Origin of the sequence: Comamonas sp. 23 (assembly GCF_049601575.1) — a bacterium.
Lineage (GTDB): Bacteria > Pseudomonadota > Gammaproteobacteria > Burkholderiales > Burkholderiaceae_C > Comamonas > Comamonas squillarum.
Genome location: NZ_CP187127.1, coordinates 4,202,859 through 4,225,022 on the forward strand (window position 1 = coordinate 4,202,859; position 22,164 = coordinate 4,225,022).

At 64.5% G+C, this 22,164-nt stretch carries 17 protein-coding genes and 1 tRNA gene; 15 read left to right on the forward strand and 3 right to left on the reverse strand.

Annotation, left to right across the window (positions count from 1 at the left end; genetic code table 11):
• Positions 1-85: 85 nt before the first annotated feature.
• The 8 genes from ACPEE1_RS19035 to ACPEE1_RS19070 all read left to right on the forward strand — a co-directional run bounded on the left by ACPEE1_RS19035 (position 86) and on the right by ACPEE1_RS19070 (position 9,247).
• The gene (locus ACPEE1_RS19035) at positions 86-928 is read left to right on the forward strand and encodes a DODA-type extradiol aromatic ring-opening family dioxygenase (protein ID WP_116924613.1); all 843 of its coding nucleotides are present in this window, start codon (positions 86-88) and stop codon (positions 926-928) included.
• 94 nt (positions 929-1,022) lie between these two features.
• Positions 1,023-2,006 carry a bifunctional helix-turn-helix transcriptional regulator/GNAT family N-acetyltransferase gene (locus ACPEE1_RS19040; RefSeq protein WP_182345055.1) on the forward strand — a complete coding sequence of 328 codons (984 nt, stop codon included), beginning with the start codon at positions 1,023-1,025 and terminating at the stop codon, positions 2,004-2,006.
• A 7-nt stretch (positions 2,007-2,013) separates the two neighbouring features.
• Positions 2,014-2,913: a DMT family transporter gene (locus ACPEE1_RS19045; protein WP_182345054.1), complete on the forward strand. Its 900-nt coding sequence runs from the start codon at positions 2,014-2,016 to the stop codon at positions 2,911-2,913.
• Positions 2,914-3,013: 100 nt separating this feature from the next.
• Positions 3,014-3,454: a hypothetical protein gene (locus ACPEE1_RS19050; RefSeq protein WP_116924610.1), complete on the forward strand. Its 441-nt coding sequence runs from the start codon at positions 3,014-3,016 to the stop codon at positions 3,452-3,454.
• 171 nt (positions 3,455-3,625) lie between these two features.
• Positions 3,626-4,954, forward strand: coding sequence for a tRNA (N6-isopentenyl adenosine(37)-C2)-methylthiotransferase MiaB (gene miaB / locus ACPEE1_RS19055; protein WP_116924897.1), 1,329 nt, complete (start codon positions 3,626-3,628; stop codon positions 4,952-4,954).
• A 167-nt stretch (positions 4,955-5,121) separates the two neighbouring features.
• Positions 5,122-7,419: a hypothetical protein gene (locus ACPEE1_RS19060; RefSeq protein ID WP_423934428.1), complete on the forward strand. Its 2,298-nt coding sequence runs from the start codon at positions 5,122-5,124 to the stop codon at positions 7,417-7,419.
• A gap of 8 nt (positions 7,420-7,427) precedes the next feature.
• Entirely contained in the window at positions 7,428-8,585 is a 1,158-nt protein-coding gene (locus tag ACPEE1_RS19065; protein WP_182345052.1) for a hypothetical protein, read from the forward strand.
• Positions 8,582-9,247, forward strand: a complete 666-nt coding sequence (locus ACPEE1_RS19070; protein WP_182345051.1) for a DUF1266 domain-containing protein — start codon at positions 8,582-8,584, stop codon at positions 9,245-9,247. The genes ACPEE1_RS19065 and ACPEE1_RS19070 overlap by 4 nt, the downstream gene beginning before the upstream one ends.
• A gap of 61 nt (positions 9,248-9,308) precedes the next feature.
• On the opposite strand, the gene ACPEE1_RS19075 is transcribed toward ACPEE1_RS19070, so the two are convergent.
• Positions 9,309-9,890, reverse strand: coding sequence for a C40 family peptidase (locus ACPEE1_RS19075; RefSeq protein WP_116924896.1), 582 nt, complete (start codon positions 9,888-9,890; stop codon positions 9,309-9,311).
• A gap of 238 nt (positions 9,891-10,128) precedes the next feature.
• Here ACPEE1_RS19075 and fdnG point away from each other — a divergent pair, with 238 nt between their 5' ends.
• From fdnG to ACPEE1_RS19110, 7 genes are all read left to right on the forward strand, one after another.
• Complete coding sequence (gene fdnG, locus ACPEE1_RS19080; RefSeq protein ID WP_182345050.1) at positions 10,129-13,191, forward strand: formate dehydrogenase-N subunit alpha; 3,063 nt, start codon at positions 10,129-10,131, stop codon at positions 13,189-13,191.
• Between the two features lie 9 nt (positions 13,192-13,200).
• The gene (fdxH, locus tag ACPEE1_RS19085; protein ID WP_116924605.1) at positions 13,201-14,142 is read left to right on the forward strand and encodes a formate dehydrogenase subunit beta; all 942 of its coding nucleotides are present in this window, start codon (positions 13,201-13,203) and stop codon (positions 14,140-14,142) included.
• Complete coding sequence (locus tag ACPEE1_RS19090) at positions 14,139-14,801, forward strand: formate dehydrogenase subunit gamma (protein ID WP_116924604.1); 663 nt, start codon at positions 14,139-14,141, stop codon at positions 14,799-14,801. Before fdxH ends, ACPEE1_RS19090 begins: the two co-directional genes overlap by 4 nt.
• 121 nt (positions 14,802-14,922) lie before the next feature.
• Positions 14,923-15,888, forward strand: a complete 966-nt coding sequence (fdhE, locus tag ACPEE1_RS19095) for a formate dehydrogenase accessory protein FdhE (RefSeq protein ID WP_182345049.1) — start codon at positions 14,923-14,925, stop codon at positions 15,886-15,888.
• A 110-nt stretch (positions 15,889-15,998) separates the two neighbouring features.
• On the forward strand, positions 15,999-17,426 hold the full coding sequence (gene selA, locus ACPEE1_RS19100) for an L-seryl-tRNA(Sec) selenium transferase (protein ID WP_182345048.1): 1,428 nt from the start codon (positions 15,999-16,001) through the stop codon (positions 17,424-17,426).
• Entirely contained in the window at positions 17,423-19,348 is a 1,926-nt protein-coding gene (gene selB, locus ACPEE1_RS19105; RefSeq protein WP_423934435.1) for a selenocysteine-specific translation elongation factor, read from the forward strand. Before selA ends, selB begins: the two co-directional genes overlap by 4 nt.
• 89 nt (positions 19,349-19,437) lie before the next feature.
• Positions 19,438-19,533 (forward strand) — tRNA-Sec (locus tag ACPEE1_RS19110).
• Positions 19,534-19,805: 272 nt separating this feature from the next.
• Here the strand turns inward: ACPEE1_RS19110 and ACPEE1_RS19115 are convergent.
• Together ACPEE1_RS19115 and ACPEE1_RS19120 are read right to left on the reverse strand one after the other, a co-directional pair.
• Positions 19,806-20,930 (reverse strand): acyltransferase family protein, encoded by a 1,125-nt coding sequence (locus tag ACPEE1_RS19115; RefSeq protein WP_116924600.1) that lies wholly within the window; start codon positions 20,928-20,930, stop codon positions 19,806-19,808.
• Positions 20,931-21,038: 108 nt separating this feature from the next.
• Positions 21,039-21,977: an acyltransferase family protein gene (locus tag ACPEE1_RS19120; RefSeq protein WP_423934438.1), complete on the reverse strand. Its 939-nt coding sequence runs from the start codon at positions 21,975-21,977 to the stop codon at positions 21,039-21,041.
• Between the last annotated feature and the right edge of the window lie 187 nt (positions 21,978-22,164).

Genomic DNA, 22,164 nt, shown 5'->3' on the forward strand with positions numbered 1-22,164 from the left:
TTCTTAGTAGGAAATCAATTGCTGCATTTTAGCTACTTGGTTTCCTTTTAGGCAGCTACTACATTGGAGACAAGGAGTTTTCCATATGACCACGACGACGACCACCACCCCCGTCAGCACCAGCAGCAGCCGCCTGCCCGTCTATTTCATCTCGCACGGCGGCGGCCCCTGGCCATGGATGCCCGAGATGCACGACCACTATGCGCAGCTGGCCGCGTCGCTGGCCGATATGCCGCGCCAGATCGGCCGCACACCGCGCGCGATCCTGATGGTGTCGGCCCACTGGGAGGCCGATACGTTTACGGTGCAGTCCACGCCCCAGCCCGGCATGATTTATGACTACGGCGGTTTTCCGGCCCATACCTACCAGATCCACTACCGCTCGCCCGGATCGCCTGCGCTGGCCGAGCGGGTCGCTGGCCTGTTGGCCCAGGCCGGCATTGCGGTGCAGCAGGACGCCGAGCGCGGCTATGACCACGGTATGTTCTCGCCAATGGCCGCGATCTACCCCGAGGCCCATGTGCCGGTGGTGCAGCTGTCGCTGCGCCGGGGCCTGGACCCGGCCGAGCACCTGGCGCTGGGCCGGGCGCTGGCCGCCTTGCGCGATGAGGATGTGCTGATCATTGGCAGCGGCTTGTCGTACCACAACCTGCGTGCCTTTGGGCCCCAGGCGCGCGTGCCCTCCAAAGCCTTTGACGACTGGCTGGCCGAGACCATGCTGCAGGCGGACAGCGCCCGCCGCAGCCAGCGCCTGCTGGACTGGGAAGACGCCCCCGCCGCACGCATTGCGCACCCGCGCGAAGAGCATCTGCTGCCGCTGATGGTGGCGGTCGGCGCCGCCGAGGCTGACCGCGCCGTGCGTGTGTACCATGAAGACAACTTCATGGGCGGGCTCGCCGTGTCGAGCTACCGGCTGGATGCCGCCTAAGCGCTGCTGAGGGCGGGATGCTGGCTCCCTGTCCAAAAAAGTTGCACCATACAACCAAAAAGTTGTATATTGCAACCAAATACTGGAGAGACGCATGGCAGCCGCTACCGACACCCCCTTGGTCAACGACATCCGCAGCGCCTCTCGCGCCATGGTGCGGGAGCTGGGCTTTATGGCGAGCACCTTGGCGGGTACGCCCTACTCCGCCTCTGCCGTCCATGCGCTGCTGGAAATCGATACGCATGGCCAGGTCACCGCCGCCCAGTTGGCAGAGTATCTGGGGCTGGACAAATCCAGCGTCAGCCGCATGCTCGCCAAGCTTATCGCCAACGGCGAGCTGCAAGAAGAGCCCTGCGCAGACGATGCCCGCGCCAAGCAGTTGCTGCTAACGGCCCAAGGCCAACGCACCGTCGCAGGCATCCACGCCTACGGCCAGGCCCAGGTGCGCAGTGCGCTGGCGCAGCTCAACCCCTCGCTGCAGCAGTCCGTGGTGCAGGGCTTGATGGCCTATGCCCAGGCCTTGCAGGCGCACCGGCTGGGCAGCGCGGCGGGCCAGGACAGCGCTGCCACCTCGGCCACGACCAGTATCCAGATCCACAGCGGCTACCGGCCCGGCGTCATCGGCCGCGTGGCGGAGATGCATGCCGTGTTCTATGCCCGGCACTGGGGCTTTGGCGCCTTCTTTGAAAGCAAGGTGGCCTCGGGCCTTGCCGAATTCAGCGGCCGCCTGGGCGAGCCCTGCAACCAGATCTGGACGGCGGTGCACAACGAGCGCATCGTCGGCTCCGTCGCGATTGACGGCCAGGACCTGGGCAACAACCAGGCGCATCTGCGCTGGTTCATTCTGGATGATGGCTGCCGCGGTGGCGGCGTGGGCCGCCAGCTGCTGACGCAGGCCCTCGCCTTTTGCGACCAGCGCGGCTTTGCCAGCACCGAGCTCTGGACCTTCCAGGGGCTGGATGCGGCACGCAAGCTCTATGAATCGCTGGGCTTTGCCTTGGTGCATGAAGAGACCGGCCAGCAATGGGGCTCGGCCGTGGTCGAGCAGCAGTTCAGCCGCCGCCGGCACGGCGCCTAGGTGCGCGATGCAGGCGCACCAGCCAGCGCTGTGGGCGGCCGCTACCACCGGCATGCTGGTGGGCGCGGCCATGGTCTCCACCAGTGCGCTGTCATCGGCTGCCTCGCCAGCCAGCCTGGCGTTTTTGCGCTATGCCATCGGGCTGGCGATCCTGGCGGGCCCTGCGCTGCTTGCCACCTGGCCGCGCTACCGCGCCCGCGATGCGCTGGCCATTGCCTTGCTTGGCGTGGCGCAGTTTGCGCTGCTGATCCTGCTGCTCAACCATGCACTGGCGCGCCTGCCCGCCTCCACCTGCGCACTGGTGTTCGCCACCATGCCGCTCTTTACCTGGTGCCTGGCGGCGCTGTCGGGGCGCGAGCCTTTGAGCCGCCGCCGGCTGGCGGGCCTGGCACTGGCCGTCGGCGGCGTCGCCGTGCTGCTGCTCGGCAGTGCGCGCGCTGCCAGCGGCGGGGGTGGCGCAGGCAGCCTGGGCCTGCTGGGCGGCAGCGGCATGGCGGCCTTGCTCGCCGCAACGCTGGTGGGTGCGGCCACCAGCATTCTCTACGGTCCCTATATGCGGCGCTACCCGGCGCTGCCCACCTGCGGCCTGGCCATGGCGGCATCGGTGCTGTTTTTGGCGCTCTACTGCAGCTGGCAGGGTCAGCCGCTGTGGCCGGTGTTTTCTGCCACGCAGTGGGGCCATATGGTCTTTGTCGGGCTGTCGAGCGGCCTGGGCTACTTTTGCCTGCTGTGGGCGCTGGGCCGGCTGCAGGCATCGCTGGTGATTGCCTTCCAGGCGCTGGGCCCTGTCACTGCGGCCTTGCTGGAGCTGGCCTTGCACCAGCGCCTGCCATCGCCTGCGCTGCTGGCCGCCCTGGTCCTGGTGCTGGCGGGCCTGGTCGTGAGCACCCAGGCAGCAGCGCGCTAAGCCCGGCCTTGGCGCCCTCAAGCTGCAGCCTTGCCCCAGTGCTGGACTGTGGCACCGCCAGTGTTTGTAGAATGCGGCCTCCAGCCCCTGGATATACACCATGAACCGCTGCACCACACCCCACACATCCCACCACCATCGCCTGCGACGCACGGCCCGCGCCAGCCTTGCAGCCTTGGCGCTGGCACTGGGCGGCATCAGTGCCCTGCCCAGCCTGGCCCAGACCGCCACCTTTGCCCCGTTCCAAGGCCCCGTCCGCGCCTTTCCTCCACAGGCCCTGCGTGGCAACCTGGTGGTCACCAGCACCAGCCAGGCCACGATCGATGGCCAGACCGTGGGCCTCGCTCCCGCCTTCAAGCTCTACAACCCGCGCAACACCACGATACGCCCCGGCACGGTGCTCAACGAGCGGCTGACGGTGAACTATGTGATCGAGAAAACCAGCGGGCGTGTGCATGCCGCCTGGATCTTGAACAGCGAAGAAGCCGCCCTCAAGCGCGACCGCGCCGACAACGGCTTTTGGAGCGGACTCTTTAAATAACGCGCCCCAGCGCCGCCGCATGGCCTGACCGCACCGGTCAAGCCCGGCTCGGCGCCCGCGCATCGACACCCATCAGCAGCAGTGCGCCCGCCGGGCGCCTGGCTTGTTGCCGTATTGCTGTATTCACCCAGGCCTGCGATGGCAGCCCCGGGCCCCCACGAGATTTGCACCATGTCCAAAAAAGTATTTATCAAAACCTTCGGCTGCCAGATGAACGAGTACGACTCGGACAAGATGGCCGATGTGCTGGGCGCCGCCCAGGGCTATGAACCCACGCAGGACATGGACGAGGCCGACCTGATCCTGTTCAATACCTGCTCTGTGCGCGAGAAGGCGCAGGAGAAGGTGTTCTCCGACCTGGGCCGCATCAAGCACCTGAAGGAAAAAGGCGTGCTGATTGGCGTGGGCGGTTGCGTGGCCAGCCAGGAAGGCGCCGAGATCATCAAGCGCGCGCCCTATGTGGATGTGGTGTTTGGCCCCCAGACTCTGCACCGCCTGCCCGAACTGCTCAATGCCCGCGCGGCCAAGGCCAAACCGCAGGTCGATATCTCCTTCCCCGAGATCGAGAAGTTCGACCACCTGCCCCCTGCCCGCGTCGAAGGTGCCTCGGCCTTTGTGTCGATCATGGAGGGCTGCTCCAAGTACTGCAGCTACTGCGTGGTGCCCTACACCCGGGGGGAAGAGGTCAGCCGCCCGTTTGAGGACGTGCTGGTCGAGGTCGCAGGCCTGGCCGCGCAAGGCGTCAAGGAAATCACCTTGCTGGGCCAGAACGTGAATGCCTACCTGGGCAAGATGGGCGATACGGCCGAGATTGCCGACTTCGCGCTGTTGCTCGAATACGTGGCCGAGATCCCCGGCATCGAGCGCATCCGCTACACCACCAGCCACCCCAATGAGTTCACGCCGCGCCTGATCGAGGCCTATGCCAAGATCCCCAAGCTGGTCTCGCACCTGCACCTGCCGGTGCAGCACGGCAGCGACAAGATCCTGATGGCGATGAAGCGCGGCTACACCGCCATGGAGTACAAGAGCACGGTGCGCAAGCTGCGCGCCATTCGCCCCGATCTGGCGATGAGCAGCGACTTCATCGTCGGCTTCCCCGGTGAGACCGAAGAAGACTTCCAGAAGATGATGAAGCTCATCGATGACGTGCGCTTTGACAACTCGTTCAGCTTTATCTTCAGCCCGCGCCCCGGCACCCCCGCTGCCAACCTGCCCGATGACACGCCTTACGAGGTCAAGCTGCGCCGCCTGCAGGATCTGCAAGCTGTCATCAACCACAACATCAAGACCATCAGCGAAGAGCGCCTGGGCACCGTCCAGCGCCTGCTGGTGGAGGGCAAGTCCAAGCGCGACAACGGCGAGCTGATGGGCCGCACCGAGTGCAACCGCGTGGTCAACTTCCCCGGCCAGGAGCGGCTGATTGGCCAGATGGTCGATGTGCGCATTACCGAGACGATGACCTATACGCTGCGCGGCGAAGTGCTGATCACCCATTGAGGCATAGAGCCGGTCGGCTGATGCCGCGCTGGTCAGCCGCAGCAAACACGGTGAAAATAGCCCTCTGCCCTGCTTTTGTGGCCCGCAAAGGCCATATCTGCCTTGGGGCCCGTTAGCATGCAGGGGGCGCATGAGGGATGCGCCATCACCAGAAAGGCATCATCACCATGGCATCCGTGTCCGACCCGTCCACCGCACTGCGCAGCGAGGCGCTTGACGCCTTTCTGGACCATGTTGATGCCCTCTTCAACACCGAGGACGAGACGCAGGAGTGGCCTGACCGCCAGGCCGCTGCCGCCCAGCAGCTCGCATCGCGCGCGCTGGAGCCCGAAGACCTGGACCAGCTGCGCCGCCTCTACCGGCTGTGGAGCATGGCCGGCCAGCCCGCCCAGGCCCTGGCCGCCGTGCAGCAGCACCAGGCCCGCCTGCTGCAGGAGCTGACCGCCGACGCCCAGCGCGACGCCGCCGTCACGATGGCGATGCTGCAAGCCGATGCCGCCGAGGATGTGCCCGACCTCCCCCCCGAACAGTACCGCGCGGTAATCGCGCAGGCCATGGCTGCCGTGGACCAGGCCGGTGACCTGGGCGATCCGGACCGCGCCTGGCGCCATCTGGCCCGCCATGCCCACCAGGCCCAGGCGCTGGACCTGCAAGAGCAGATCACCCGCAAGCAGCACCACTACAAAAGCCAGCAGGCCGACCGCGCCCATCTGCGCGCCTGGGACGATGCGATGCTGGCCACGCGCCTGGGCCGCATCGAAGCGGCCAGGGGCAACAGCGCTGCAGCCCGCGACCTGGGCCACTACGCACTGCAAAAACTCCAGCGCGCCGAAGCGGGCCAGGACATCGACACCGATGACTGGCTGCTGCTGGGCGAGGACATCATTGCGCTGGCCCCGGATGCGCTGGCCCAGCACAGCGAGCTGACGCTGGCGAGCCTGCCCAGCACCGCCTCGCCCGCCGCCTGGCGCGATACCCGCGCCCAGCTCGCGCGCCTGGCTGCTGGCAGCCTGCACCAGCAAGGCGCGCTCGATGCCGCGATCAGCAAAGGCCAGGAAGGCCGCTTTGCGCTGGTGCGCGACAGCAACGACCGTAGCAGTGCCTTGCTGATCGACTGGCTGGTGCAGGCAGCGCGCCTGCCCGAGGCGGCCCACATGTGCTTTGAGAGTACCCTGCACAGCCGCCCCGGATCGCGCGAAGCTGCCTGCCGCCAGGCATTGGCCCACCTGGGTGAGCCGGGCGGTGCGCCGTACTGGGCGCTGACCCTGATGGTCGCAGCCCAGGACGAGGACCTGGCCGAATTCCTGCCTGCCGACATGGACGCCGAGCAGGCCTTTGCCCACTACAGCGCGCTGGTGCAGCAGCAGTCGCTGAACCACCCGATGTGGCGACTGCTGCAGGGCAACCATCTGTTTGAACAGCAGGACTATGCGCAGGCCTTGCCGCTCTTGGAAACCCTGGCCGAGCGCCCCCAGTGCGCCAATGGCGAACTCGCCTACCGCCTGTTTGTCTGCCGCGCCCGCGTGGCGGGCCTGGCCAGCGCGCTGCAGTCGCCCTATATCCGCTGCGACAGCGGCAGCTGGTGCTATGCGATGGGCGTGCAGCTGGATGACGACGAAGAGCTGATGAAGGCCATTGGCGGTGAAGGTGACGAGCTGCCCGCCGACTGGCCCTACGACGAGCTGCTGCGCTGGATCAAGCACTACTACGAGACTGGCCAGGCCCGCTTCGAGCACTGGTTTGCCACTGGCCAGGGCAGCTACAAGGATGGCAACCTGCACGACTACTCAATGCTGTGCAACAACCTGGCCATCAAGTACCGCTACAACGACGAGAACTACGACGGCGCGCTGGCCCTGCATGCCAAAGGCATTGCGACCAGCCCCTTTGCCGAGCACTACAACGGCATCGTCTCGACCCATATCGACAGCGACAACTACGCGCAGCTTATCGGCGCCGCCGAGCAGCTGTGGCACTACAGCCAGGACAATGGCTACAGCCGACACAGCCCCTGCGACTACTTCCCCAAGGTGGCCTACGCGCTCTACCAGCAAGACCGCAATGTGGAAAACAGCATCTGGCTGGAGCGCCTGGACGAGTGGTGGAGCCAGCTGGACGAAGACGAGCAGCGCAGCGAGCGCTATGACTACCTGCGCAGCCTGCTCAACCAGCTCGACTACTACTCGGCTACGCATGGCGCCGAGGTGCTGCCGCGCCTCCAAGCGCTGCTGCCCGAGCTGGAGCAGCGCCAGAACCCCTACCTGCTGCGCCGCGCGGGCGACGCGATGCAGACTTCGGGCACAGACCAGCAGGCCTTGCAGATCTACCAGCAGGCGCTGGCCTGCGCGCCTGCCGATGACGCGGCCGAGCGCGAGAAGCTGCAGACCACGATCGACAAGCTCCATGCCCAGCTGATCACCGCTGCGCCTGGCGCGGGCGACAGGCCCTGGTGGAAGTTCTGGTAAGCCCGTTCATGCGCTCAAGCACGGTGTACCTGGCGCGCAATGTGGTCAACGCGCCCGAGCTCAAGGCCCGCATCATCGCGCGCAGCCGCGAGCGCGGCGACACGCCCGAGATCGCCGCCTGGCTGCAGAACCATTTCTACCGCTACCTGGTGGGCAATCTTCAGTCGCCGCCCGAGGCCGTTCAGGCCATCCCCACGACCGAGGCACTGCAGCAGCGCTATGCCGCCGGTGCGCCGGCCTGGGCGCTCGCGTTGCTGGCGCGCAAACCCGGGCCTGAGGCTGCGCCGGCAGACACGGCGCTGTGGTGGATCAGCCCTGCCCATCAGAGTGTCCTGGCACTGGAGCGCCAGCTGCTGGAGTTCTTGCAGTCGCGCCAGGGCACCTCGCTGGAGGGCAAGCTCGCCCGCATCAACTGCCCGCAGGCGCTGGAGCGCTGGGCGCAGGAGCACCAGGCTTTCGAGGCCCAGCAACTGGCCGGTTGGCGCCAGCACCAGCCCCATGCGGTGCAGACGGTTTGGCAAGGTAGCCAGGGCGCATTTGTCGAGCTGCTGCCCGGCAGCGGCGTGCTGCGCGAAGAGATGGCCTACGAGAGCCAGATGATGCGCCACTGCCTGGGCCAGTTTGCCAACCGCCGCCAGCTCAGCGGCGGCTATGGCGAGCACTATGCCGAGGGTTGCGAGCAAGGCCGCATGCGCATCTTCAGCTACCGCACCGGCCAGGGCCAGCCGCGCATCACCATCAATGCCTGGCTGCAGCCCGATGGGCGCCTGCGCATCGACCAGATCAAGGGCAAGCAAAACCGCCCGCCGGTGGACCGCTACCGCGCTGACGTCATTGCCTTTTTGAACCAGCTGAACACCAGCGAGGACACGCCAGACGATGCACTGGGCATGCGCCTGCTGCGCACCACCGGTGCCCAGGCGGGCTGGCATGCGGTGGAGAGCTTGCTCAGCGAGGCCGAGCAGTTGCAGCTGTGGCAGCGCCAGCCCAGGCTGCTGGCCCATGTGCCCCAGGCCTCACCACTGGTGCAATGGCTGGCAGCCGCGCACGACAGCAGCCTGCTGGCCGGCCAGCAGCTGCCCCCTGCGCTGGCCTACAGCCTGGCGCAAGCGGGCAGGGCGCCCGCCAACATGCCGTCGGGCATGCAGCCGGAGGCACAGCGATGATCCAGATCGTGGTGGCAGCGATCGGGCTGTGGCTGGTGTGGCAATGCGTGCAGGCCTTTCGCCGCCAATGGGGCAGCCAGGCGCCTGCGCCCTCGGGCCCCCTGGGGCACTACCGGCTCACGCCCGAGCAGAACTGGGCGTTGGCGCTGGCGCACCCGATGGCCTTCCATGCGCTCAAGGATGGCTTTGCCGACAGCGCGATGCCGTCGCCCACCACCGGCCTGGCAGCATCGTTGCGGCCCATGGCCTTGCATGCCTTTGGCCTGCGCACCGACCTGGACGATGCCAAGGTGCGCGAGCAGTTGCCCGAGCGCATGCGCACGCGCTGGTGGTGCCTGGATGTGGAGCGGCTGCAGGCGGGGGATGACGCCCGCGCCGCGATGGCCTTTGCCTGCGTCCGGACTGCCTTTTTTGTGCGTACCGCCGCCATGCTGGGCTGGCTCAGCGCCGAGCATCAGTGGCAGCTGCTGCAGCTCAATGCCGCGCGCGCCCGCGATTGCTTTGGCAGCTGGCAGGAGCTGGGCACCGCCTATGTCCAGGGCCGGGCGCAATGGGTAGCCAAGGGCCGCTCGGACGCGCTGGGCCGCAGCCTGGACCCGGAGGAGTTGCAGCAATGGCTGCAGGATGCCTCGCATCCCTGGAGTGCCTATGCCTGGCGCTGACCCCGCCTTTGCCGCCGTTTTGGGCGCGCTGCCTCTTGTTTTATTCAGCCGATGAATATTCTCATGCGTCAAAAATCGTGCGTGCCTCGGTGAAGCGGCGTGAGAAATAGGGATTGTCCAGGCTCACCGTCTTGACCACGCCGCCGCTCGACGGCGCATGGACAAACTGGTTGTTGCCGGCATAAATGCCCATGTGCGAGTAGCGCCCGCCCATGGTGTTGAAGAACACAAAATCGCCGCGCTGCAGGTCGCGCCGGTCGATCTCGGCGCTCACGCCCGCCCACTGCGCCGTGGTGCGGGGCAAGCGGCGCGTGGTGATGCCCTGGATCGCGTACTGGATCAGACCGCTGCAGTCAAAGCCACCTTCGGGCGTATTGCCGCCATAGGTGTAGGGCGTGTTGACCACCAGCATGACCCGTGCATAGAGCGCCTCGCGCAGCTCGCCGCTCAAGCCCAGGTTGACGGGTACCACGCCGGTGTCCACCCGGGGCGAGGACCCCGCGCCACCTGCCGTGCGCTGGCCACTCTCTCGCCGGGCGCTGCGCGGCGGCGACGAGCCGCAGCCCGCCAGCAATGCCGATGCCGATGCCGACAGCGCCCAGAGCAAAAAGGGACGGCGCGCAGCCGCGTCTTCGTGGTCCATGGTCTCCCCCTTGGATTCAGGCCGCAAAAAATTCATAAAGCATATTATTCACAATTTCATGCAAGTTTGTGAAATGTATTGGTATTTCTCGCTGACAGATGGTCCCACTCGTATTTTTACCAATTTGTCAAACGTGCTGAATACCCGGAATGCCCAACTATTCTGCTTTCAGAGGGAGAAGACTACAATTTGTGTCGTAAGCATAGAAAACAAGCATCCTTCATTGAAAGGACACCCCATGGTGCAATTCTCCAGACGCCAGTTCATGAAAGTGACTGGTTCGACTCTGGCGGGTTCCAGCCTGGCAGTGATGGGCTTCTCGCCCGCCACTGCGCTTGCCGGAGTCCGTCAGTACAAGCTGGTCGGCAGCACAGTGACACGGCAAACCTGCACGTATTGCTCTGTTGGCTGCGGCATTTTGATGTACTCGCTGGGCGATGGCGGCAAGAACGCCAAACTCTCGGTGATCCACGTCGAAGGCGATCCCGACCACCCCGTCAACCGCGGCACCCTGTGCCCCAAGGGCGCATCGCTGCTGGACATCGTCCACAGCCCCAACCGCCTGCTCTACCCCGAATACCGCGCGCCCGGCTCCAATGAGTGGAAGCGCCTGTCCTGGGATGAGGCCCTGACCCGCATTACCAAGCTGCTCAAGGACGATCGCGACGCGAACTTCCTCGAGAAGACCGATGATGGCCTGACGGTGAACCGTTGGACCTCGACCGGCATGCTGGCCGCCTCGGCCTCCAGCAACGAAGCCGGTTACATCACCTACAAAGTGGCCCGCTCTTGGGGCATGTTGGCGTTCGATAACCAAGCCCGTGTCTGACACGGCCCGACGGTGGCAGGTCTTGCCCCGACGTTTGGCCGTGGAGCGATGACGAACCATTGGGTCGACATCAAGAACGCGGACGTTATTTTGATCATGGGCGGCAATGCCGCTGAAGCCCACCCTTGCGGCTTCAAATGGGTGACCGAGGCGAAGGAGCACAACAAGGCTCACTTCATGGTGGTCGACCCGCGCTTCAACCGCTCGGCATCGGTGGCAGATTTCTACGCCCCTATCCGCTCCGGCTCGGACATTGTTTTCCTCGGCGGTGTGATCAACTACCTGCTGACGAACGACAAGATCCACCACGAGTACGTGCGCAACTACACCGACTTCACGTTCATCGTGCGGGAAGACTTTGCGTTCGACGAAGGCATCTTCTCGGGCTACAACCCGGAAAAGCGCACCTACGACAAGGCCAGCTGGGACTACGAGCTGGGCGAGGACGGTTACGTCAAGACCGACCCGAGCCTGCAGCACCCGCGCTGCGTCTACCAATGGCTCAAGCGCCACTACGCCAGCTACACGCCTGAGAAGGTGGAGAGCGTCTGCGGCACGCCCCAGGCCAAGTTCCTGCATGTCTGCGAAAAGCTCGCATCGACGGCACAAGCGGGCCGCGCGGCAACCATCCTGTATGCCCTCGGCTGGACCCAGCACTCGATCGGCGCGCAGATCCTGCGCACCGGCGCCATGGTGCAGCTGCTCTTGGGCAATATCGGTGTCGCCGGTGGTGGCATGAACGCCTTGCGCGGTCACTCCAACATCCAGGGGCTGACCGACCTGGGCCTGCTGTCCAACGCACTGCCCGGCTACCTGACGCTGGCCAACCAAGGGGAGCAGGACTACCAGAAGTACATCGACGCGCGCACGCAAAAACCTTTGCGTGCCAACCAGATGAGCTACTGGCAGAACTACCCCAAGTTCCACGTCAGCCTGATGAAGGCTTTCTGGGGACCGGCTGCAACCAAGGACAACAACTGGGCCTATGACTACCTGCCCAAGCTCGACAAGCAGTACGACATGCTGCAGATTTTCGAGCTGATGAACGAAGGCAAGGTCAACGGCTACATCGCCCAGGGCTTCAACCCGCTGGCGGCGCTGTCCAACAAGAGCCGTGTGCGCAACGGGCTGGCCAAGCTCAAGTTCCTGGTCGTGATGGACCCGCTGGCCACCGAGACCTCGGAGTTCTGGAAGAACTACGGCGAGTACAACGACATCGATACCGCATCGGTGCAGACCGAGGTGTTCCGCCTGCCCACCACCTGCTTCGCAGAAGAAGATGGCGCCGTCGTGAGCTCCTCGCGTGTGCTGCAGTGGCACTGGAAGGCCTCCGAGCCCCCAGGCGAGGCCAAGACCGACATCGCGATCATGTCGGCGCTGCACCTGCGCATGAAGGCGGCCTACCAAAAGGACGGCGGCAAGTTCCCCGATCCGATCCAGAACCTGTGGTGGCCATATGCACAGCCCGCGCACCCTTCGTCCGAAGAGATTGCCAAGGAGTACAACGGCCGCGCACTGACCGACCTGACGGCGCCCGATGGCAAGGTGCTGCGCCCTGCCGGCCAGCAGCTGTCCGGCTTTGGCGAGCTGCGTGACGACGGCTCCACGATGAGTGGCTGCTGGATCTGGACGGGCAGCTGGACCGAGGCGGGCAACCAGATGGGCCGCCGCGACAACAGCGACCCGACCGGCATCGGCAACACGCTGAACTGGGCCTGGGCCTGGCCGGCCAACCGCCGCGTGCTGTACAACCGCGCATCGGCGGATCTGGAAGGCAAGCCTTTCAACCCCAACCGCACCTTGGTCAAGTGGAATGGCTCGACCTGGGGCGGCGCGGACGTGCCCGACTACGGCCCGACCATCAAGCCCGAGACCGGCACCGGCCCGTTCATCATGAACCCCGAAGGGGTGGCACGCTTCTTTGCCCGCAAGGGCATGAACGAAGGCCCGTTCCCGACGCACTACGAGGCATTCGACAACCCGCTGGGCTACAACCCGATGTACCCGAAGAACGACAAGGCGGTCAGCAACCCGGCCGCCCGCGTCTTCCCGGCCATCTGGGAGACCTTCGGCAAGGCAGACGAATTCCCGCATGTGGGCACGACCTACCGCCTGACGGAGCACTTCCACTATTGGACCAAGCACGCGCTGCTCAACTCCATCATTCAGCCCGAGCAGTTCGTCGAGATCGGCGAGGCGCTGGCCAAGGAGATCGGCATCGCGACGGGCGCGATGGTCAAGGTCAGCTCCAAGCGTGGCTACATCAAGGCCGCTGCGGTGGTGACCAAGCGCATCAAGCCCATGCAGATCGAAGGCAAGACGGTGCACCACGTGGGTATCCCTATCCACTGGGGCTTCAAGGGCCTGACCAAGCCTGGCTTCCTCGCCAACACCCTCACCCCGTTTGTGGGTGATGGCAACAGCAACACGCCAGAGTTCAAGACCTTCCTCGTGAAGGTTGAGAAGATCTAAGGAGCAGCGATGTCATCTCTTCAATCATTGGATATCAAGCGCCGCTCCGCCACCACCACCCCATCGCCCAGCGTGCGCAGCCCGCATGGCGGTGAGGTGGCCAAGCTGATCGATGTCTCCAAGTGCATCGGCTGCAAGGCCTGCCAGACCGCCTGCATGGAGTGGAACGATCTGCGTGACGATGTGGGCACGGCAGCGGCCGGGGTGTACGACAACCCGACCGACCTGACGGCCAACTCCTGGACGGTGATGCGGTTTTCCGAGTACGAAAACGAAGCCACCGGCAACCTCGAATGGCTGATCCGCAAGGACGGCTGCATGCACTGCGAAGACCCGGGCTGCCTCAAGGCCTGTCCCTCTCCCGGTGCGATCTTGCAGTACACCAACGGCATCGTGGATTTCCAGGAGGAAAACTGCGTGGGCTGCGGCTACTGCGTGACCGGCTGCCCGTTCAACATTCCGCGCATCTCCAAAAAGGACCACAAGGCCTACAAGTGCACGCTGTGTTCGGACCGCGTGGCCGTGGGCCAGGAGCCCGCCTGCGTCAAGACCTGCCCGACCGGCGCGATCATGTTTGGCACCAAGACCGCCATGCAAGAGCGTGCCGAGGAGCGCATTGTCGACCTGAAGGAGCGCGGCTTTGACAAGGCTGGCCTCTACGATCCGCAAGGCGTGGGCGGCACCCACGTGATGTATGTGCTGCACCATGGCGACAAGCCCTCGCTCTACCACGGCCTGCCCGATGATCCATCGATCAGCCCCATGGTGAGCCTGTGGAAGGGTGTGGCCAAGCCGCTGGCGCTGGCAGCGCTGGGCGTGGCCGCTGTCGGCAGCTTCTTCCACTACATCACCAAGGGCCCGATCGAAGTGCCCGAGGAGCTGGAAGAGGAAGAGGCCGCCAAGGCGCGCGCGGACAAGGGCGCCGACCACCACGAGGAGTCTGGACGATGAAAAGCAAGACCCGTGATCTCCAACGCTACACCGCTGGCGAACGCGTCAACCACTGGGTGGTCGCGATCAGCTTTGTGCTGCTGGCCTTGTCGGGCCTAGCGTTCTTCCACCCCTCGTTCTTCTTCATGACGAACCTGTTCGGTGGCGGCCCCTGGACCCGCATTCTGCATCCCTACATCGGTCTGGTGATGACCGTCGGCTTCGTGCTGATGTTCTTCCGCTTCTGGCAGCTCAACATCATCCGCAAGAACGATGTCGAGTGGCTCAGGAATGTGCCCGCGCTGGTCAACGGCGAGCACGAGAAGATGCCACCGGTGGACAAGTACAACGGCGGCCAGAAAGTGCTGTTCTGGATGCTGGTGGTGTGCATGGCGGGCCTGTTGGTGACCGGCGTGCTGATGTGGCGCGCCTGGTGGAACCTGCCGGTGAACGTGGTGCGCGCTGCGGCGCTGCTGCATGCGCTGTCGGCCTTCGGCCTGATCGGTCTGATCATCGCCCACATCTACGCGGCCATCTGGACCCAGGGCACGATCCGCGCGATGACGCGCGGCACGGTGACCCGCGCCTGGGCGCGCTTTCACCACCCGCTGTGGTACCGCCGCATGACGGGTGACACGGCGGACCTGGACAAGCCCGCCAGCCACAAGCACGGCGCCTGATGCGCCCCCTGGGCATGCCCCGGCGAGCAGCCCAGCGCTGCGCCGGGCCAGGCCCTCCCTGCTCCCCAACGCCGATAGCCCCGCCAGGTCTATCGGCGTTGATTTTTGAGAAAATCCCCGTATGCAACGCATTCTTCAACCCGGTGAGATCGAGTCGCTCGACCACACCAGTTTTCCACGCGTGCTGCTGCCCAATACCAGCAGTCTTTTCCTCGACCGTGCGCAGCGTATTCGCCAACTGGCCGACGGCAACCCGATTGCAGACTACCTGCTGTTCATCGCCAAGCTGGTGGATGCCCAGCACAAAGCAGCCCAGGGCCTGCAGGTGGCTGCCCCCGATGCAGCGGCCATCGCCCAGGCTCAGCAGTACTCGTCGCCGCTCTTGCCGGCCGCTGACCACCTGGACCCCATCTGGCACCAGGTGCTGGACGGCATGCTCGCCCAGTTGGCCAGTGCCGATGGCCTGCCCGAGGCCTTGCAGCCGCTGATTGGCGAGCTGCAGCGCTGCAACACCGACGACCGCAATGCGCTGGCCAAGCGCCTGCTGACCAAGGAGCTGGCCGCGCGCGATGTGGGCCTGGCACCTTTTGTCATGGCGGCCTTGCAAGTGGTGTTTGCCACCCGCGCCAGCCAGCTGCGCCTGGCCGACATCCCCTTCACCGACCCGGCCACCATCTGCCCGGTCTGCGCCAGCGAGCCGGTCGCCGGCGTGGTACGCATTGGCGGCAAGATGGCCGGCCACCGCTACCTGCACTGCGGCTGCTGCGCCACCGAATGGCATATGGTGCGCGTCAAATGCAGCCACTGCGAATCGACCAAGGGCGTGCGCTACCAGGGCCTGGAAGGTGGCAAGGATGTGGTGCTGGCCGAAACCTGCACCGAATGCGGCAGCTACCGCAAGCTGGTCAACCAGGAAAAAGACCCGCTGGCCGAGCCGCTGGCCGATGACCTGGCCAGCCTGATGCTGGACCTCTTGATGAGCGAGCAGACCGCGTTCTCGCGCGCCAGCGGCAACCCGCTGCTGTTTGTCGCCGTGGCCGAGCCGCAAGCGGCCGATGCCGATGGCAGCGTGCCCGATCTGCACTGAGCGCGTGCCGAGCACCTGAACGTTTTGGCACCATGCCATACTGGACGATGGCGCTGCCCGCTGCAGCCCATCGTTTTTTTGTTTCAGCCCTTGTTTGAGCTTGTTTGCCCATGAACGCACCGTCCCACCTGCCCTCTGTTGACAAGCTGCTGCAGCACCCGCGCACCGCTGCGCTGGTGGACAGCTATGGCAAGACCCAGTGCACGCAGGCCATCCGCGCAGCGCTGGGCGAGGCGCGCAGCCGCTGGCTGGCAGAGGCGGGCAGCAACGCAGAGGGTGCCGATGCCTTGCTGGACGCTGCCGAGCAAAAGCTCCAGCAGCTGTTTGCGCCGCGCCTCAAGGCGGTCTACAACCTGACCGGCACGGTGCTGCACACCAACCTGGGCCGCGCGCTGCTGCCGCAAGAGGCTATTGACGCGGTGGTGCAGGCGCTGGCGACCCCCAGCAATCTCGAATACGACCTGGCCGACGGCGGCCGGGGCGACCGCGATGACCTGGTCGAAGACCTGGTCTGCCGCCTCACTGGCGCCGAAGCCGCCACCATCGTCAACAACAATGCGGCAGCCGTGCTGCTGGTGCTGTCCACCTTGGCACGCGACAAGGAAGTGGTGGTCTCCCGCGGCGAGCTGGTCGAGATTGGCGGCGCCTTCCGCATCCCCGATGTGATGACGCGCGCCGGCGCCCGCCTGGTGGAGGTAGGCACCACCAACCGCACCCATGAGAGAGACTACGAGGCCGCGCTGGGCGAGCACAGCGCTGCGCTGATGAAGGTGCACTGCAGCAACTACGCGATCAGCGGCTTTACCAAGTCGGTGGCCGAAGCCGATGTGGCGCGCATCGCCCATGCGCGCCAGCTGCCGCTGATCGTGGACCTGGGCAGCGGCACCTTGGTCGACATGCGCGACTGGGGCCTGCCCTATGAGGTGACGGTGCGCGAGACCATCGAGGCTGGCGCCGATGTCGTGACCTTCAGCGGCGACAAGCTGCTGGGCGGCCCGCAGGCGGGCATCATCGTCGGTAGCAAGGCCTTGATCGCCCAGATCAAGAAGAACCCGCTCAAGCGCGCACTGCGCGTGGGCAAGCTCACCCTGGCTGCGCTCGAGCCGACCTTGCGCCTCTATCTGCACCCGGAAAAACTGGCCGAGCGCCTGACCACCTTGCGCCTGTTCACCCGCCCGGCCGCTGCCATGGAGCAGCAAGCGATCGCGCTGCAGGCGCCACTGCAAAGCTTGCTGGGGCCGGACTATCGGGTGGAGCACGCCGCGATGACCAGCCAGATCGGCAGCGGCGCATTGCCCGTCGAGAGCCTGCCCAGCCACGGCCTGGTCGTGCGCCCCCAAGAGCGCAAACGCGCCGGGCGCCTGCTGCAGCAGCTCGAAGCCGCGCTGCGCCAGCTGCCGCGCCCGGTGATCGGCCGGCTGCGCGACGATGCGCTCTGGCTGGATCTGCGCTGCCTCGAAGCCGCTGACCAGGCCGACTTTGCCGCCAATCTGCAGCAGCTGGCCCTGGGCAGCACCCCAGCGGACGGTCAGGCATGATCATCGGCACCGCAGGCCATATCGACCATGGCAAGACCACCCTGGTGCGCGCGCTCACCGGCGTGGAGACCGACCGCCTGAAGGAAGAAAAGGCGCGCGGCATCTCGATCGAGCTGGGCTACGCCTACACCCCGCTGGCCAATGGCGATGTGCTGGGCATCATCGATGTGCCCGGCCATGAGAAATTTGTGCACACGATGGCCGCCGGCGCCGTCGGCATTGACCATGCCTTGCTGGTGGTGGCTGCCGATGACGGCGTGATGCCCCAGACCCTGGAGCATCTGGAAATTTTGCAGCTGCTGGGCATCCGCCAGGGCACGGTGGCGCTCACCAAGGTCGACCGCGTACCCCGCGACCGCATCGATGAGGTGCGGGACGAGATCACCGCCATCCTGGCCCGCAGCAATCTGGCCGATGCGCCCGTCTTTGAAACCGCAGCCGCGCTGCCCGATGACCCGGGCGTGCGGGCGCTGCGCCAGCACCTGCACCAGCAGGCCCAGGCCATGCCCCAGCGCGCCAACAGCGGGCTGTTCCGCCTGGCAGTGGACCGGGTCTTCAGCCTGCCCGGCCAGGGCACGGTGGTGACCGGCACCGTCTTCAATGGCCAGGTGGCCGTGGGCGACAGCCTCGTGCATTCGGCCAGCGGCGCGCCCGTACGCGTGCGCAGCATCCATGCGCAGAACCAGGCGAGCGAGCACGGCCTGGCCGGCCAGCGCTGCGCGCTGAACCTGGCAGGCATTGCCAAGGAGGCCATCACGCGCGGCGACTGGATCATGGACGCGCGCCTGCGCCAACCCACCCAGCGTATCGATGTGCGCCTGCATCTGCTCGCCGATGCAGCGCCGCTGGCGCAGTGGTCGGCTGTGCACCTGCACCTGGGCACCATGCGCTGCACCGGCCATATCGCCTTGCTGCAAGATGGCGACCTGGCCCCGGGCACCGAAGCGCTGGCCCAGCTGGTGCTGGATGCCCCCGCCCTGGTGCTGCCGGGTGACCGCGTCATCGTGCGCAATGCCCAGGCCAGCCGTACCATTGCCGGCGCCATGTTGCTCGATCCCTATGCGCCCGCCCGCAAGCGCCGCAGCGACAGCCGCATGGCCTACCTGGCCGCCTTGGCGCACTGGATTGATACCGCCGATACCGGTCCGCTGCTGGCCGAAGCCCCGCTGGGCCTGGCCCGCTCACAGCTGGTACGGCTGACTGGCACGGCGACACCGGTCGTGGCCGAGCACTGCACCCACCTGCCGCTGCCCGATGGCGATGCGCTGCTGGTAGACAGCCAGGCCTGGCAGACGTTGCAAGACCAGCTGCTGCAGGCGCTGCACCGCTTTCATGAAGTCGCCCCCGATGAGCCCGGCATCAACGCAGCCCGGCTGCGCCGCATGGCCCTGCCCGCGCTGCAGCATGGCCCGCACGATGCGCTCTACCACGGCCTGCTCGATGCGCTGATCGCCGCCGGCCAGATCGCCAGCAGCGGCGCCTGGCTGCACCTGCCCGGCCACCAGGTGCAGCTGAGCGAGGCCGAGCAGGCCCTCGCCCAGCGCTTGATGCCAGCGATCACCGAAGGCCGCTTTGACCCGCCCTGGGTGCGCGACCTGGCCCGCGACCATGGCGCCGGGGAGGAGCTGGTGCGCCAGCTGCTCAAAAAGCTCTCGCGCCAGGGCCTCGTGTTCCAGGTGGTCAAGGACCTGTTCTATGCCGCCCCCTCCATGGATGCGCTGGCGGCACTCACCGCAGAGCTTGCCCAGCAGGCCGAGCGCGGCGAAGTGCAGGCCCATGCCTTCCGCGATGCCACGGCCCTGGGCCGCAAGCGCGCCATCCAGATCCTGGAGTTCTTCGACCGCGTGGGCTATACCCGCCGCGTGCGCGATACGCATGTGCTGCGCCCGGGTGTGCGCTGGCAGGCGGGCGCAACCTCGTAAGCCACCCAAGGGTCTGCGGCAGCGCCAGCCGCAGGCGCCACGCAGAGCCGCTACAATCGGCCATCTTGCCCAACACGCACGTGTTGCAGGGAAGGCAATCGTGCCCGGTGGCGCGGCCGGGCTTCAAACCCGGTGAGGGGTGTCAGCCACTCCTGGGTTGGTTCGACTCCAGCTGTCTTCCGCCATCTCGGTCTCCGTACAGGTGGTATGCGCTCAGTCAGGTAGCGCTCTTCTGATCCCCCGCTTATGAGCACTGCAGCGCATGGCTCCTAGTCCTGATGCTTGCGCCGGGAATTTCTCAAATCCAAGGCAAGTTTTCTGGCTTCATGCACCTTAGGGACGCATTCCTCCGCAATAGCTACCCACGGCTCCACCGTCAAAAGACGCCTTGCGTCTTATCTCCATCCGCATCCAACCCGCTTGGCGAGGGCTATGCAAAGGACCCTCTGCAAATGCGTTATCGCAGCTGTTGATTTTTGTAGAGTGGTTGAAGAACAGGCTGGGCAGGGACAGTGGGGTGCAACCAGTGGTTGATTTTTTGGCGGCAAAACATGTAGACCGGCCGCTCCACCCAGTGGTAGTAAGCGGCTGACACCAGTAGCAATGCAACGAGGACACCAACGACAATCAAAAGCTGCACCTGGCTATGCCAGCTGTGCCAAGGCAATAGCGTCAACATCATGCTGAATACCAGGATATGCAGCAAATAGATGGCGTAAGAATAGTCACCAAATTTTGCCAGCGCCAGTGCGATCTGGCTGCGCGGAGAGGGCAGCTTCAACGCCATGCCTACGATCGCCATTGCTGCGCCGCCCATCAATACTGCGCGCTCAGGCCAATAGTGAAAATTGGCCAAACCATAGGGATAATCTTCAAAATGGGGCATGAAATAGACAATCAAGGCAATCCATGCTGCAGCCAGCAAGGCCCAAAACTTCCATGATGCGCGCGAAGGGCGTTGCAGGTACTGGTAGAGGAAGTAGCCCATGAAAAATTCTGCCACAAGGGGAGCCACATAAAAGAGCCGAATCCAGTTTTGCTCGATGCCTCCATCTGCGGCAGAGCGATGCGCCAACAAGTAGAGGTTGAGCACAACGAGTGCCGCAAACAGGGTTTTAATAAAGCGCTGGCGATGCCATTTCGGAAACAACAAGACCAGTGACAAGACCACGTAAAAATACAGCTCAAACATCAGTGACCAGATGGCAATACTGACAAGGCCTGCAAGATCGGAAAAGTAGAGAAAAAAAGATGCTTGCAGCTGAATGTGGGGATCGAGTTGCTGCGTTAGTTTTAAGTAAATGACATAGAGCAGCATGGCCGGCCACCAGCCTGTATAGATTCTTGAAAATCTAGCCAGCAAAAATGCAGTGGCAGTGCGTGGCCCATGGCCCATATTTTTGGTGGAATGCGCCATGATCACGCCACTGATGACGAAGAAAACATCCACCCCGGCATAGCCAAAGTTGATGACAGCAGCCACCCAAGGTGTCGCATCCGAAAAAATACCGAGTATTGCACCATGAAAAACTACTACCCAGAGGGCTGCCATCAGCCGGAGTATTTGTATCTGTTTAATCATTTCACGGTTTTACATGGGGATGTGAGGACCGACGCGTAGGCGGCACCAGAGGCCGGGACCAGGCGATGGCCGGGTGCTCGATAAAGACCCAGGAAGCCAGCGCCAGCATCAACACGATGACCAGCGCCACGACGATATATATATCGGTTTGGAAATCCCATGCCTTTGACTGATCTCGGTGATGGCCTGCTGCACCAGGAATGCATAAATGTGGATGCCGTAGGACAGATCTTGGTCCAGCCGAATGCGGGTCAAAGGCTTCCAATAGGCAAGCAGAAAAACGGCACAGGGCAAGCAAAGGAAGACACTGCCCTGAACGATCGCCAGGGTGGTGCTGGTACAAGCAATGACAAAGCCCACCAGCATTGGCGGTACCAGCCATAGCCTGCGGTCCACCGGGATGTAGTTAAAAGCGGCTCCTGCGAAGAACATCGTGGCGAATTGCCAGAAATCTCGCCAGCTGATCGCGCCCTCATCCAGCGCGGGGATTTTCACCAACAGAAAAGCAGCGGCCGACACGGCCACTACTAGCACAAGAATCCGGCGAGAGAGCCCTAGCGTCATGCCGAATAAAACCAGCAGCACATACATCAAGACCTCGTACTTGATCGTCCACAACGAGCCGTTTACCACGTTCTGAATTGGATTGTGCGCAAACACCCCGGGGAGGTCATTGAGTGTCGCAAGGCCTGTTCCATAGTTGACAAACAGCCCCCAGGTCTGCCCCGAAGACAGAAAGCTTTTCAGGTCCAGCGTCGTCATGAGCCCACCAATGACAAACACGGATACGAAGGCTGCCGCCAGCAGCCCAGGGAAAATTCTCAGCGCCCGTTTGATGCCAAACGCAGTCCATTGCGCCGTTCGGCTCCAGCTTTGGACATTGAGATAGCCGCTGATGAAGAAAAAGACATAGACCGACAGCGAGCCCATGCTGTAGGTATTGTTGAAAAATGGGGTGATCTGCAGGTCGTAGAAGAGCGAGCCATGGGCCCAGAAAACGCCCAGGGCCGCCATCAGTCGCAGCAGGTCAAAGTTATTCTCTCGCATACCCCTGCCTCAATAGGATCCCGCAGAAAAATCCGAGAGCATACCCGATGCGACACGGGTCAGCGCTTCCCTGACGACTATCGATGCTCGGCTTTTAAGCTGTCTGGTTGCCACAGCCAAGGTGGCACTGAATTCATCGGAGCCACTTTTGGCCCCATCGGCGATTGCTGCCGCTTTGCCCCTCACG